The organism is Psychromonas arctica, from assembly GCF_036697365.1.
GTDB classification, from domain to species: domain Bacteria; phylum Pseudomonadota; class Gammaproteobacteria; order Enterobacterales; family Psychromonadaceae; genus Psychromonas; species Psychromonas arctica_A.
In genome coordinates this window covers 12,872-27,960 of record NZ_JBAHZA010000011.1, presented here as the reverse complement: position 1 = coordinate 27,960, position 15,089 = coordinate 12,872, and the positions used below count along the sequence as shown (strand labels likewise).

Here is a 15,089-nt window from a genome sequence, read left to right as displayed (position 1 = left end):
TGTAGTTAAGTCGTTAAGTCGTTAAGTAAAGATAGCAATGCTCTACAAGAGCATTGCTAATTGAGTATGATAAATTTACTCTTTAGTTGCCTTTAAAAAATTAACAGCACGATCAGGGAAATCAGTAAATACACCATCTACATCCGCTTTATAGAAAAAGATATTTAAAAAATCTTCAAAATCTTTTGCGTATTCAGGTACATGACCTTCATCTATTCTGAATGTATAAGGGTGTACTTTCATGCCCGCTTCATGTGCATTTTCAACTAAAGGAGTAAAAATAAGATCTCCTTGTGTTGAATCAGGAGAAACCACCATTGGGTACCAAGGTCCTACACCATCAGCATATTCAGCAATCAATTTCATGCCACCAGGTTGATACATCCAATCGTAATTATAGTCTTGAGCTTTACCATCAATATATTCTTTGGTTTCGCCCCAACTTGTTTCTGCCATTAGCTGAATAAGTTTAATATCCATATTTCGTTGAGGTAATAAATCATTTTTAATACGCTTCAATTCATTAACGTCGAAAGACTGCAAATAAGCTAAATCAGATTTTTTAATGTAGCCATATTGCTTAAACACATCTAACACAGCACCACTGATGTCCTTTCCTTCGTGACGATGAAACCAAGGCGCTTTAACTTCAACATAAATACCCACATCGTGCCCAGTACTAGTGTTGAGCCCTTGAATCATTTCAATTTCATCTTGTAGCGTGTGTACTTTGAAATGCGACTGCCAAAGTGGGAAACGTTTTGGATAAATAGCTGTTTTCTTGCCTTCTTTAATAGTAAAAGCTTCAGTCATATCCAATTGTTTGATTTCAGCTAAAGTAAAGTCGATCGCATAGTAGCGTCCATCTTCACGCTTACGATTAGGGAAAATATCAGCAACATTAGTGACTCGATCTAAATAATGGTCATGTAATACCACCAGTGCATTATCTTTCGTCATAACAACGTCTTGCTCAATATAATCTGCACCCATAGCGTAAGCCATTGACTTAGCTGACATGGAATGCTCAGGCAAATAGCCACTTGCCCCTCGGTGAGCTACAACTATTTTTTCTGCATATGCACTATTAGCTAAGGGTATTGCAATTAAAGCCGTTACTAACCATTTTTTTAAGTTTGGTAATTGAATCATGATGTTGTTGTTCCTTGTCTTAAAACCAATAAAAAATAAACCCGTATTACATTAACAATGTAAAACGGGTTTACGTTACCTAACAGAAGTACTAATCAGACTTATCACTTAATGAAAGAGTTCAACTCGGTTCATTTAAGCATTTGCACTTTCTTGATCAAGTTGGCGTTGTTTATGAATTTTATTTTCCCCGATCATCGCCAAAATAAGGAAAAATATAGAGAATGCACAAGCTAGAGTGATCACTAAGAAGCCACCATCCCAACCAAAATGGTCAACGGTATATCCTAATAATGCATTAGCAGCTACCGCCCCACCAAGGTATCCGAATAAACCTGTTAAACCTGCAGCAGTACCCGCCGCTTTTTTAGGTGCAAGTTCCAATGCATATAAGCCAATTAACATAACCGGCCCATAAATTAAGAAGCCAATCGCAACCAATGCAATCATATCAACCGTTGGATTACCTGCAGGGTTAAACCAGTACACAAAGACCGCAATACTCACCAGTACCATAAATAAAATACCAGCAGGCGCACGACGACCCTTGAATAATTTATCAGAAATCACACCACATAATAAAGTGCCTGGGATACCTGCCCACTCATACAAGAAATAAGCCCAAGAGGATTTATCTACAGAGAACTCTTTTACTTCACTTAAATACACTGGCGCCCAGTCCAAAACACCATATCGAATTAAATACACAAAGGCATTTGCAATAGCGATAAACCATAATAATTTATTGTTAAATACGTATTTGAAAAAGATCTCTTTCGCTGTCATTTCTTTTTCAAAAGAATCATCATAATTATCTGGGTAATCATTTTTATATTCTTCGATTGCAGGCAAACCGCAAGATTGAGGAGTGTCTTTCATCATCAAGAAAGTAAAGAAAGCAACTAACAAAGCAAAGAAAGCAGGCACATAAAAAGCAGCTTTCCAGTCATCATTAAATGCCCATAACCCCAACAAGAATAGAGGACCAATTAATCCTCCACCAACATTATGTGCGACATTCCAAACAGATACGATACCGCCACGCTCTTTGTGCGACCACCAATGCACCATGGTTCTACCACAAGCAGGCCAACCCATTCCTTGAAACCAACCATTTAGAAAAAGCAGTATAAACATTGCTGTAATACTACCTGTTGCCCATGGCATAAAACCAAAACACAACATTACTAGGGCAGACATGACCAAACCGGCAGTCATGAAATAGCGAGGGTTAGAACGATCGGAAATATTCCCCATCAAAAACTTTGACAAGCCATAAGCAATAGATACGGAAGCAAGCACAACCCCAAGATCACCACGACTATAACCATATTCTTCAATTAAAAACGGCATTGCTAAACTAAAGTTTTTACGTACTAAGTAATAACCAGCATAGCCAATAAAAATACTTAAAAATAATTGCCAGCGTAAGCGTTTATATAGAGGGTCAATTTCATTTTGAGGTAGTTTCTCTATATGAGCTAATGGCCGAAAGAGGTTGAACATAAATAATTCCTTGGGTTAATAGCAAGAATCATGCTTGCTAGCTTTAGTTATTTACGCCTAAACATGACAATTTTATTGCAGTCAGACATTCGAGAGCATATTCGCTCAAACGAACAACAATTTCCGATAAACAGATCACAAACGAACAAGTGAATGATCTAAATCAATGAAATTTTCATTAAAAAGAACCAAAAGGAACATAAAAGAATAAATAAAAACATTATCGCTCAAGAAATACTCGAAAGAGCAACACTGTTAATATTAAAAAAGCAGAAGATGATAGGGAGGCGGTGGAAAAGTACTAAAGAAGCAAACAACATTAATAGCAATGAGAAAATATTAAAGACAGAATAAGCTGAGAAGTAAGTGGCCATATTTACTTCTCAGTACTTTGAAGCAGTTATATCTTTTTTAGTCTTAACTATTGTCTTTAACAGCCAACAACAGTTTGGAGAATTCAGCAAAACCATAACCACCAGGCTCAGACATTACAACCTGCGGGTGATGTTTAAGCTTATTCCAATAATTCTGAATATTAGCGACTCCTACACTTTTAGGTAAGTTAGCAAACATTAATTCATCGTTTAATGAATCACCAATATAACAAGCTTGCTCTATGATCTGCGCTTCAGATAACCCCTTTTCTTGTAAAAAACTGAATGAAGTAGCTTTTTTAGAGTGCTCTCCATACCAACTATTAATATGAATTGAGCTTGCAGTAGCATTTGCGCCTAAAGCATTTATTTTCGACATGACTTCAGCAATAATATCTGGGGAAACTGGCTTTCGATTTTGTCCAATATCAATGGCAACCTCACATAGACGATAAGATTGATCTAAGGTTAAATTTAACTCTGGATAATCAATCAAAATTTCTATTATTTGTTGTTTTAATATGGATTGCTTTTCAACAATAGTAGACATTAATTCGCCGGAGCTTACGGTTAAGAAACCGTTTTTCTTTTCCATTATAAATGCGCCGTTCTCACCAATTACCGCATCAACAGGCCAAAGCTGTGCAATATGATCACACCAACCGGCACATGCTCCGGTTACGGCAACCACTTTCAAACCAGCTCGTTGCAATGCAGATAAAGCGATTAATGTTTCTGCTGGTAACTGACCATGCCAAGTTAATGTATCGTCAACATCAGTCAGCACCCATTGCACGTCTTTCCATTCATTAGTTAAAGTCTTTTTTGGTAGTTTCATTATATCTCTTAATATCTATGGGACTTATCTGTTTGTATTTAATGATTAAGTAAATACAAACAGATGATCAACTTATAGCAAGTTAGGTAAAAACATCACTAAACCTTCTGAATAAGTTAACAGCATTAATACAACTAATAATGCGAATAGAAGTGGCAACACCTCTCGAACAAAATCCAACAGTTTTACTTTCAGTATCGAACAAACCGTAAACATCATCGAACCGAACGGGGGGGTTACTCCGCCAATCATAATATTAACAATCACGATAATGCCGAAGTGAACTGGATTAACTCCAAGGTTCAGTACAGCAGGTAACAGTAATGGCGTTAAGATAATCATTGCCGCCCCACCTTCAATGAACATACCAACAATTAATAACAATAAATTGATTAGCATTAATAGAACGAGCTTGTTGTCAGTCACTAAAATTAGTGCAGAAGCTACATTCTGTGGGATCTGCTCCAAAGTCATGTAGTAGCCAAAAATCATCGCTCCGATGATAATAAACATGACACTACTGGTACCTTGAATTGTCTCTTTGAAAATGGCAGGGACGTGGCTAATTTTTAATTCACGATAAACAAATAACCCAATAATGGCACACAATAAAACAGCAATCGCACCCGCTTCTGTTGGTGTAAATAACCCAAAACGCATCCCTAAAATAATGCCAAATGGGATTAATAAAGCAGGAACAGCTTTACCTAAATAATGCAGACGTTCTTTAGCGGGTGCCGCTTCAGTTCTTGATGGTGCGTAGTTACGTCTCCTAGCAATGATTGCAATCGTCACCATTAAAGATAATGCCATCATAAATGCGGGTACATAACCAGCAATAAACATTTCATGTACCGAAACATTAGCTAATAACGCGTAAATAATAAGATTAATACCCGGTGGGATCACAGGGCTAATACTTGATGAAGCTGCAGTTATTGCAGCCGTGAACGGTAAGTCATAGCCACGTTTAGTCATTTCAGGAGCAAGTATTTTAGATTGCATTGCAGCATCTGCATTAGCTGAACCAGAAATTCCGCCCATTAACGTACTTAATGCAACGTTCACATGCGCAAGTCCACCAGTTTTATGGCCAATTAATGAATCTGCAAATGATAGTAAACTTCGACTTATCCCTGAATAATTCATGACAGAGCCCACCATAATAAAGAAGGGTATCGCCAATAATGGAAAAGATGAGGCAGACGAAATAAAGCGCTGCATAACTAAGCTAACTGGGATCGAGGTATTAATAAATAAAAAATAAACCAACGAAGAAGCGATTAATGAAAATGCGATGGGTACGTTTAATAAAAACAAAACGAACAACATAATAATTGGAAGATAGATTTCCACGGTGTCACCTATATAGTATTGGGTTGCTTTTTGAACAGCTGTTTTAAATCACTTCGGATGAAGTTTACGGTATGAATCGTCATCAAAGAGAAACACAGAAACAACACACCATTAATCGTAAAGTAAGACATGCCCATCACAGGGGACACTTTATTTGATAGCATCATATAATCGTAACTTAAGTAAGCCAGAACCAAATTAATAGCTAATAAGAATGATAAAACCACAAGGTTGAATGGTACTTTTGCTTTTGCAGGTAATAATGCAACGACAACATCAACTCCCATATGTAGCTTATGTTTGTAACACGAGCTAATACCAAAATAGACTGACCAAATAAAACAGATAACGGCCAGTTCTTCGCTCCATGGCACAACAAAGCCAAACCCATAACGAAGGAATACATTAATAATTACCATCAAAATGGTAATAGATATTGCAATGGATGCGAATATCTCTTCAAAATTTTTAACTAAGAAGCCCATGACTTCTCCTACTTATTAACTAATTAATATAATCATTGTTCTACCAGACACACTGCCTCAGTACAAAAGGCAATAAAATAGCCAACTTATACCTTCAAAATACGACAGTTAAAGACTTATTATTGAAGCAATCGTGAATGGTGTGGTGAAATTTTAGTCATATTTATTTAACGTTAAAAAAATAACTGCTTTATTGAAATCACAATAAAGCAGTTACCTAATAGTACTTTTTATAACTGATAAATTACTTACTCAGCAGCACGGATTTTTTCAAGTTCCGCACCAATTCGGCTACGAATATCATCACTCCATGCTGGGAATTGGTTATAAACATCAGCAGTCAATTTACTGAATTCAGCGCTATCTACTTCGTTAAATTTAACGCCTAGATCTTGTAGCTTTTGAGTGTATTCAGTATCTAACTTAACTAATTCAGCGGTATTTGAAGTTGCACCTGCTGCTAGCTCTTCATTAATGATTTGCTGTTGTTCAGGCGTAAATTTATCCCAAACTTTAGGTGAGATATATAGGCCGACAGTACCTAAGAAATGTTTAGTTAATGACATGTTTTTAGCAACTTCATACATTTTAGTTGAGTACATAGTCAAAATTGAACCTTCAAGACCATCAACAACACCTTGTTGAACACCTGCATAAGTTTCAGGGAAAGGTAATGATGCTGGCGCAGCACCCATTGACGTTAATGTACTAATAAATAATTGGCTACCAGGAACTCGAATACGCATGCCTTTCATATCAGCAGAGTTTTTAATCTCTTTGTTCGTGATCATATGACGGAAACCAAACATGTAATCAGCGTTTAAAACTTTAATGCCTTTCTTTTCAACTTCAGCTGTTAAATCAGCAACTAACTGAGTATCCATCATTGCTAAGTATTCGTCGTAAGAGTTATATAGCATCGGACCAGCTAATGCAGCAAAGTCAGGAACATAATCACCAAGGTAACTTAAATCTTCAACAGCAATCCAATCAGCACCGTTAACAACCTGTTCAAGGTTATCTTTATAGACTGGTAATTGCCCACCAGGATAAACTTTGATGTTTACGCCGCCATCGGTACGTTCACGAATTTTATCAGCCACTTTAATCAGCTCTTGCGTCAATAATTCATTTTGAGTAAATACCAAGCTCATATTGATATCGATTGGCTCAACTGTTTTAGCACCTTCTGCACCTTTCGTTGTTTCAGCAGGTTTTTCGCCACAACCAACAAGCAATGCAACAGCGGTTAATACGGTTCCGATGACCTTTATCATAAATAGTACCTTCGTTTGTAAAGTTAGTTTTAATAAATAGGTTCATTCATTAAAACAAAAAAATAGTGAATTAAGCTGTATGTGCTTTTTATTAAGCCATACAAAATTATTCATATGAACATTTGTAGAATCATATGAAAATCATTATCGTGCAAATAGTTGGTTACAAAAATGTAGACCAGAACGTACAAATAGCATTGAATTGTTAAGTTTATATGACAATCTGTTATATTTTTAAGCCTTTTATATTTTCTAAAATACATTATCATTAACAAAAACATTAACGTTCAAATGAACATTACAGGTAGATATATGATTGCAGGTCATCGTGGTGCAGCTTCATTAGCCCCAGAAAATACATTATCAGGTTTTAAAAAAGCACTGCAATCAGGTGCTAAATGGATTGAGTTAGACACACAACTTAGCGCAGATAAAACGCCAGTTATCTTCCATGATGAAACAGTAGATCGTTGTACAAACGGTGAAGGTTTAGTGGCTGATTTAACATTGAGCCAATTGCAATCATTGGATGCCGGGAGTTGGTTTTCAGAAGCATTTATCGGTGAGCAAATTATATCGCTTGAACATACTTTGTTATTCTTCATGGAGAATGACTTGAGTATGAACCTGGAGATTAAAATTCACCACTCACACCAAGCTGAGCCACTGGTAGATGAGATTGCAAAAGTTTTAGCTAAAGTAAACTTTCCGAATGAAAAACTTATTTTGTCTAGCTTTTCTGAATTAGCGCTCACACACTGCCATCAAGTTATGCCAGAAATTCGTTTAGGTTACATTACCGAGCATGATCCATTGGTTACATTGGAAAAACTAAAACCACTGAACCTATATAGCGTACACCTTGATCATAAAATATTAGAACAAACGATGGCAAAGAAAATCACAGACCAAGGGCTTAAACTCATTATTTGGACGCTTAATGATGTAACACAAGCTGATAAATTTAGGTCTTGGGGCGTAGAGATTATCATCACTGATAAGCCAGATGTATTTATTAACGCATGATAAAACTTAATGCTCGCCAACAGAATATTCTGTTACGTTTACGCAAAAAGGAAGATGTTCAGATAGAAACACTGTCTGAGCATTTTCAAGTGACCACGCAAACTATCCGCAGAGATGTAAATCAACTTTGTAAAGCTGGATATGCTCGTCGTATCCATGGTGGTGTAGGGTTACCAGCACAATTAACCAATAGCAGTTATCAATATCGCAGTGATATACAGTTTGATGTAAAAGATAAAATAGCCAAAAAAGTAGCTCATGCTATTCCTGATGGTTCAACCATTATGATGGGAATAGGTACAACAGTGACACGTATTGCGTATTATTTAAAAACCAAACACAGAGTGATCACTAATAACCTACAGGTTGTTCGAATTCTTGAGATGAACCCAGATATTGAAGTGTACATTGCAGGCGGGTTATTTAGATCGCAACAACAAGATGTTGTTGGCAATAATGTCACTGAGTTCTTCAATAATTTTGAAGCTGATATTGGCATATTAGGCTGTGCAGGAATAACCGCTAGCCATGCAGCAATGGAGCATGAAACCGCTGAAGCAGAAATCTCAAGATGTATTGTAAAAAACTCACGCCAAACATGGTTAGTAGCCGATGCAACTAAATGGACAATTTCTGCTTCAGTAAAAGTCGCTGCATTATCAGAATTTGATCAGGTTTACAGTAACTACAATAACCTACCTTCAGAACTTCCATTAGTATCTATAAAATAAAGCGGTCTATTTAGCGTAGAAAAATTTCAATTAAAGGTTTAAATAACTGTTGCCTTTAACGAAATTGACAACGAGGAGGCTGCTTTAAAAAGTAAAATAAGTAAGCTTGTTGTTGGTCTAGACACTGCTTATCTCATGCTGTTTTAAGTATAAGCAGTGTTAAGTTTGAAATAGCTTAGCTACGGAACTCAGCTACTTTCTGTTGAGCATTTTCACCAAACAGACGTTCGCTTACAGCTTCCAACCCTTCAGCATTATCTAAAAGCTCTTTATGAATAACTAAAGTTGCTTTTGAGCGTCGACGAAGTAAATCATCAAGATTAACAATCATTTCATTCTCGGCAACCCAATCAATTTCTGCCCATGTAAACTCAGTATGTTCCAGTGCAAGGTTAGCTTTAGCAGGGTTTTGTTTAATCGCTTCAAGCAAAATAAACGCATCTTCACCATAACGACGCCAGAAGCGAGTAGACAATGGCTCAAGTGCACCTTTTGGCGTTAGCTTATCAATATTGAACTGTTTCATCTCATTCATAAATTTAGCTTTAACTTGCTCAGCAGGCTCCCCGTACCAAAGCGCATTAGATCTGTTCATAGGAATATCTAAATCTTCGACGATATCTGAAATTTCATCACCAACATTAATACAATCAGTTAATTTACCACCAAAAATACTGATGTGTTTATCTGCCTTGTTAACATCAATGGCATGTTTACGTGATAACGCAACCCAATCAGCAACACCCTCTTCAGCTTCAATAGCTAATGGTCTAACACCACATCGTTCAGCAATAATGTCATCTTTAGTTAATGGTTTGTCTAAATCTAATAAGTTATTAGCATTATTAAGAATGAACTGACGATCTTCATCAGTAACATGTGTTTGGTGGCTTTCAACTTGATTATCCGTTGTACCAATACACGTTTTAGAGCCCATCGGTAACACAAAGAATAAACGTCCATCACTAGCAAAAAATGCCAATACCCGATGCTCTTTCGAAATACGATCAACCGTTAAATGCACGCCTTTAGAAAATAAGTGATGGTGAGATGTTTTCTGTTTAGTACTTTTATTAACTTGATCAACTAGTGGACCACAAGCATTTATCAGAGTTTTAGCCTTGATAGTAAATGCTTGATCATTGGTTGTATCTTTTGCTTGTATTACCCATTGGTCATTTTCACGTACCGCATTCACTGACTCTACATAGTTTGCAACGATGGCAGACTGCTTAGCAGCAGCAGTAATAAAGTTAAATACAAAGCGCGAATCATTATCTTTTAAAAAGGCATCTGAATATTCGAAACCAGCCTGTGCACCAGTAACCTTAATACTTGGCTCAAGCTCTTTAATTTTATTACGTGTTAGATACTTAGGAGCCATAGTGAACAAACGGCCAAATAACCAATAAGCCAGTGTCCCCATGAATACAAACCAAACAGGGAATCGAAAACCTTTTTGAATAGTCGTTAAAAAACGAACCTCGGTCACTGATGACGGGTAATGCTTCATTAAATTATTACGGCTCTTACAAAGTTTATTAACTAAACGATATTCATGGCTTTCTAAGTATTTAATACCACCCCATGCAAGGTTCGAAGAGTTAGAGCTTGTTGCTCCAGCAAAATCACCTTTATCGATTAGTCCAACTTTAACGCCTTTAGCAGCCAGAGAGGCAGCAGCAACGGCACCATTGATACCACCACCTAAAATGAGGACATCTAACTCTTCTTCGGCTAGTTGTTTAATATTGTTCGTTCTATTGAGGCTCATTTCGTAATCCTTTGAAAAATGTTCGATAACGCACTTTAATGTTCAGATTAGAGCATAAATATCTTCTAATTAACACTGCATTTAACAATTTAATCTCTCTATTGAGCATTTATGAATAAAAAATAGATTTAAGTTCAATAATTAACATTTGATAGAATATATCCGAGTACTAAGCTGCACATTCACGATGTAAACTCAGAGAAAAGGCCTTCAATGGAAAACAGTCATATTAAATATAGTTGACATAACCAGTCATTCTTATCATCAAAAATAATTCAGTAATTATTCATTTCCACTCAAACTATTACTTAAAATAGTTATCAACTAAACTAATTTAATTTACCGGCTTTTGGTTACATTTCATTTACAACCATCTCTTCATACCCCAACAAATACAACACTTCCGGCTTTATTTTGTTAATTATTTAATTTTTCCTACTTTATATTGAGCAACTAATGATTTTGTCATGCTTTAAATTATGACTTGATAGTTAGTGCTCTAATCATTAGTATATTAATTGATTGTTCAATCAATCTATTTTTTTGAGATTTGCATTAAAAAGGATTTAAGTAATGGCAAGGCCTCCAATGAAAGAAGTTCGACAACAAGAGCTTATTGATGCCACATTAATTTCAGTTGAACGTTATGGGTTACAACACACAACGATCAATACAATTAGCGCTATTGCAGGTATGTCTTCAGGCATCATCAGCCATTACTTTGGCGGGAAACAAGGGTTAATCGAAGCCACTCTTAGGTATTTAATCGATCAATTAAAACAAGCTTTATTAGCTAAGATAGATAATCAACCCTTATCAGCTGAAACCCGTTTACAGGTTGTTGTTGACGCAAACTTTACAGAATTACAACGCTCTAACGCAGCAACTAAAACTTGGTTGAGCTTTTGGTCACAAGCAATGCACGACCCAGGCTTAGCTAGGCTACAACATATCAACAGCAAGCGTTTATACAGTAACTTGCTTTACCCTTTTAAAAAATTATTGCCCAAAAGCGCAGCAATTGATGCAGCAAAACAAACTGCGGCAATTATTGATGGCTTTTGGTTGCGAAGCGCATTAAGTGCTTCTCCAGAAGAAAAATTCAAACAAGCCCAAATTTTATCTAAAGCCTTTATACATACTGTGCTTAAACAGTACGGAGAGAAATAATGTCATCATTAAACGTTTATCAAAATTATATTCATGGTCAATACATTGCTAACGACAGCGGTGAAACCTTTGAAGTAATTAACCCAGCAACTGGCGAAGTCAGTTACCTTGTTGAAACTGCCACTGAAGCAGTACAAAAAGCGGCAATTGAAAGTGCTAAGAAAGGTTTCGCCGTTTGGTCAGCAATGACACCAATGGAACGTAGCCGCATTTTGCTTAAAGCGGTTGCTTTATTACGTGAACGTAATGATGAGCTAGCTGAAGGTGAAGTACTAGATACAGGTAAACCATGGCAAGAAGCATCTGAGGTTGACGTTGTCACAGGTGCAGATTCAATTGAATTTTTTGCCGGGCTTGCCCCAAGTATTGAAGGTAACCAACAACCTGTTGGTGATGACTTTTACTATACCCGTCGTGAACCACTTGGTATTTGTGCGGGTATTGGTGCTTGGAACTACCCAATACAAATAGCATGTTGGAAAGCTGCACCAGCTTTAGCCTGCGGTAATGCGATGATTTTTAAACCATCAGAAGAAACGCCACGTGGTGCAATGCGTTTAGCTGAAGTTTTCACTGAAGCTGGTGTGCCAGATGGTGTGTTCAATGTTGTTCAAGGCGATGGCCGTGTTGGTGCATGGTTAACTAATGACCCAGATATTGCGAAAGTTTCTTTCACCGGTGAAGTAGGTACTGGTAAGAAAGTGATGAGTTCAGCAGCAACTTCATTAAAAGAAGTGACTATGGAACTAGGTGGTAAATCACCTTTAATCATATTTAATGATGCAGATATCGATAATGCTGTTTCTGCAGCAATGTTGGGTAACTTCTATACCCAAGGTGAAATATGTACTAACGGTACACGTGTTTTCGTTCAAAAAGATATCTACCCAGCGTTTATTGAACGCCTAAAATCTCGCATCGAGAAAAACATTATTTGTGGCGATCCAATGCATCCTGATACTAACTTTGGCGCTTTGATTTCTAAAGATCATCAGCAAAAAGTATTGGATTACATTGAAATAGGTAAAAAAGAGGGAGCAACTTTATTAACTGGTGGGAACGCATTACAACCAAGTAACGCTCCTAATGGTTTTTTTGTTGCACCCACAGTATTCACTGATTGTGATGATCAGATGACGATTGTAAAAGAAGAAATTTTTGGCCCTGTTATGTCGGTATTAACTTTCTCAGAAGAAGAGGAAGTAGTTGAACGTGCCAATGACACACATTTAGGGTTGGCAGCAGCCGTATTCACACAAGACATCACTCGCGCTCATCGTGTAATCCATCAAATACAAGCTGGTATTTGTTGGATTAATGCTTACGGAGCTTCACCTTCTGAAATGCCAGTAGGTGGATACAAAATGTCTGGTATTGGTCGTGAAAATGGCAGTGAAACACTCAAAGCATATACTCAAATTAAAGCTGTCTACGTTGGTATGCAAACATTAGAAAGCCCATTTTAAGGAATATGATGACTTCAAATTTAAATAACAAAGCTGAATACGATTATATTATCGTTGGTGCTGGTAGTGCAGGTTGTGTACTAGCAAACCGTCTCTCAGAAGATACTAACAACAAAGTGTTGTTGTTAGAGACTGGTGGTAGCGATAAAAGTATATTCATTCAAATGCCAACAGCACTGTCCATCCCAATGAATACTAAAAAGTATGCATGGCAATTTGAAACACAACCAGAGCCTTTTTTAAACAACCGTCGTATGCATTGCCCTCGCGGTAAAGTATTAGGTGGATCATCATCAATCAACGGTATGGTTTATGTACGTGGGCATGCCCGTGACTTTGATGAATGGCAACAAGCAGGTGCTAATAATTGGGATTATGCTCATTGTTTGCCTTACTTTAAAAAAGCAGAAACATGGGCATTTGGTGGTAATGAATACCGAGGTAATAATGGTCCTCTTGCTGTTAACAATGGTAACAACATGCAAAACCCTCTATACCAAGCTTTTGTTAATGCGGGTGTTGATGCAGGTTACTTAGCAACTGAAGACTATAATGCAGAGCAGCAAGAAGGCTTTGGCCCTATGCACATGACGGTTAAAAACGGTGTTCGTTGGTCTACTGCAAATGCTTATTTACGTCCAGCTATGAAGCGCAACAATCTAACCGTTGTTACACACGCTTTGGTGCACAAAGTACTGTTAGAAAATAAAAAAGCAGTGGGTGTACGTTATCAAGTTAAAGATAAAGTCATTGATGTTTTATCTAACAAAGAAGTATTACTAAGCGCAGGCTCTATTGGCTCACCTCATTTACTGCAATTATCGGGTATTGGTAAGGCTGAAACGCTTAAAGCAGCGGGTATTGAACAACATCATGAATTACCTGGTGTCGGTGAAAATTTACAGGATCATCTTGAATTTTACTTTCAATTCAAATGTCTCAAGCCAATTTCACTAAACGGTAAACTTGATCCATTGAATAAATTATTGATAGGTACACGATGGATCCTCAATAAGTCTGGATTAGGTGCAACTAACCATTTTGAATCATGTGGATTTATTCGCTCTAAAAAAAGTATAGAGTGGCCAGATCTACAATATCACTTCCTCCCAGCTGCAATGCGTTATGATGGGAAAGAAGCTTTTTCAGGACATGGCTTCCAAGTACATATTGGTCATAACAAACCAAAAAGCCGCGGTTCAGTAAAAATCGTTTCAAATGACCCGATGACCGCCCCTGAAATTCAATTTAATTACTTAGCACACCAAGATGATATTGAAGGCTTCAGAGCTTGTGTTCGATTAACACGTGAAATTATTAATCAACCAGCTTTAGATGAGTATCGAGGTGAAGAAATTCAACCCGGTTTAGCGATACAAACAGACCAAGAGATTGATGAGTTTGTAAGAAGCTCAGTAGAAAGTGCTTACCATCCTTCTTGTTCGTGCAAAATGGGTGAAGATGATATGGCAGTAGTTAACTCAGAAACGAAAGTGCACGGCATTGATGCGCTACGCGTTGTTGATTCATCTATCTTTCCTACCATCCCTAATGGCAACTTAAACTCACCAACTATCATGGTAGCGGAGCGAGCGGCAGATATTATCTTAGGGAAAAAAATGCTGGATCCTAACCTATCAAATGTCGCTATTGCTGAAGATTGGCAAAACACTCAACGCTTTGCTGCACCGAAACGACAAACTAATTAATGACAAGTAGTTGTCATAAGCATAATGGCGCATTGCTCTGAGGAGCTTTGCACCGTTTAAAGTAGGTAATAAGCCAGCCTTATCAACACAAAATGGCTTTATAAACTACGTTATTTTTCAGGGTTTAAATATCGTTTACTACACGATACTTAAGGTTTGAGGGCAAGATTGTCTTAAAAATAATGGCGTAGTGTTTTAAAACATAAAACAAGGAATTATATATGT

12 protein-coding genes are annotated in these 15,089 nt (G+C 37.1%); 5 read left to right on the top strand and 7 right to left on the bottom strand.

Translation table 11 applies throughout. From position 1 onward, the window contains the following. Positions 1-75: 75 nt before the first annotated feature. The 6 genes from glpQ to V5290_RS12610 all read right to left on the bottom strand — a co-directional run bounded on the left by glpQ (position 76) and on the right by V5290_RS12610 (position 6,988). Positions 76-1,152 (bottom strand): glycerophosphodiester phosphodiesterase, encoded by a 1,077-nt coding sequence (gene glpQ / locus V5290_RS12635; RefSeq protein ID WP_333386279.1) that lies wholly within the window; start codon positions 1,150-1,152, stop codon positions 76-78. 135 nt (positions 1,153-1,287) lie between these two features. Next, positions 1,288-2,658 (bottom strand): glycerol-3-phosphate transporter, encoded by a 1,371-nt coding sequence (gene glpT / locus V5290_RS12630; RefSeq protein ID WP_333386276.1) that lies wholly within the window; start codon positions 2,656-2,658, stop codon positions 1,288-1,290. A 417-nt stretch (positions 2,659-3,075) separates the two neighbouring features. Then, complete coding sequence (locus tag V5290_RS12625) at positions 3,076-3,870, bottom strand: HAD-IIB family hydrolase (protein ID WP_333386273.1); 795 nt, start codon at positions 3,868-3,870, stop codon at positions 3,076-3,078. 72 nt (positions 3,871-3,942) lie between these two features. Next, complete coding sequence (locus V5290_RS12620; RefSeq protein ID WP_333386269.1) at positions 3,943-5,226, bottom strand: TRAP transporter large permease; 1,284 nt, start codon at positions 5,224-5,226, stop codon at positions 3,943-3,945. A gap of 8 nt (positions 5,227-5,234) precedes the next feature. After that, positions 5,235-5,711 (bottom strand): TRAP transporter small permease, encoded by a 477-nt coding sequence (locus V5290_RS12615; RefSeq protein WP_333386267.1) that lies wholly within the window; start codon positions 5,709-5,711, stop codon positions 5,235-5,237. 248 nt (positions 5,712-5,959) lie between these two features. After that, complete coding sequence (locus V5290_RS12610) at positions 5,960-6,988, bottom strand: C4-dicarboxylate TRAP transporter substrate-binding protein (protein WP_333386264.1); 1,029 nt, start codon at positions 6,986-6,988, stop codon at positions 5,960-5,962. 312 nt (positions 6,989-7,300) lie between these two features. Here V5290_RS12610 and V5290_RS12605 point away from each other — a divergent pair, with 312 nt between their 5' ends. Both V5290_RS12605 and V5290_RS12600 read left to right on the top strand, forming a co-directional pair. Beyond that, positions 7,301-8,014: a glycerophosphodiester phosphodiesterase family protein gene (locus V5290_RS12605; protein ID WP_333386261.1), complete on the top strand. Its 714-nt coding sequence runs from the start codon at positions 7,301-7,303 to the stop codon at positions 8,012-8,014. After that, positions 8,011-8,745: a DeoR/GlpR family DNA-binding transcription regulator gene (locus V5290_RS12600; RefSeq protein WP_333386258.1), complete on the top strand. Its 735-nt coding sequence runs from the start codon at positions 8,011-8,013 to the stop codon at positions 8,743-8,745. Before V5290_RS12605 ends, V5290_RS12600 begins: the two co-directional genes overlap by 4 nt. A gap of 175 nt (positions 8,746-8,920) precedes the next feature. On the opposite strand, the gene V5290_RS12595 is transcribed toward V5290_RS12600, so the two are convergent. Continuing rightward, the gene (locus tag V5290_RS12595) at positions 8,921-10,519 is read right to left on the bottom strand and encodes a glycerol-3-phosphate dehydrogenase/oxidase (RefSeq protein ID WP_333386255.1); all 1,599 of its coding nucleotides are present in this window, start codon (positions 10,517-10,519) and stop codon (positions 8,921-8,923) included. 573 nt (positions 10,520-11,092) lie between these two features. Here V5290_RS12595 and betI point away from each other — a divergent pair. From betI to betA, 3 genes are read left to right on the top strand one after another with little or no spacing between them, the layout of a single operon-like run. Further along, a complete protein-coding gene (gene betI, locus V5290_RS12590) occupies positions 11,093-11,689 on the top strand; it encodes a transcriptional regulator BetI (RefSeq protein ID WP_333386252.1) in 597 nt (198 codons plus the stop codon). Next, entirely contained in the window at positions 11,689-13,155 is a 1,467-nt protein-coding gene (gene betB / locus V5290_RS12585; RefSeq protein WP_333386249.1) for a betaine-aldehyde dehydrogenase, read from the top strand. Before betI ends, betB begins: the two co-directional genes overlap by 1 nt. A gap of 8 nt (positions 13,156-13,163) precedes the next feature. Then, positions 13,164-14,864 (top strand): choline dehydrogenase, encoded by a 1,701-nt coding sequence (gene betA, locus V5290_RS12580; RefSeq protein ID WP_333386246.1) that lies wholly within the window; start codon positions 13,164-13,166, stop codon positions 14,862-14,864. Positions 14,865-15,089: the final 225 nt, after the last annotated feature.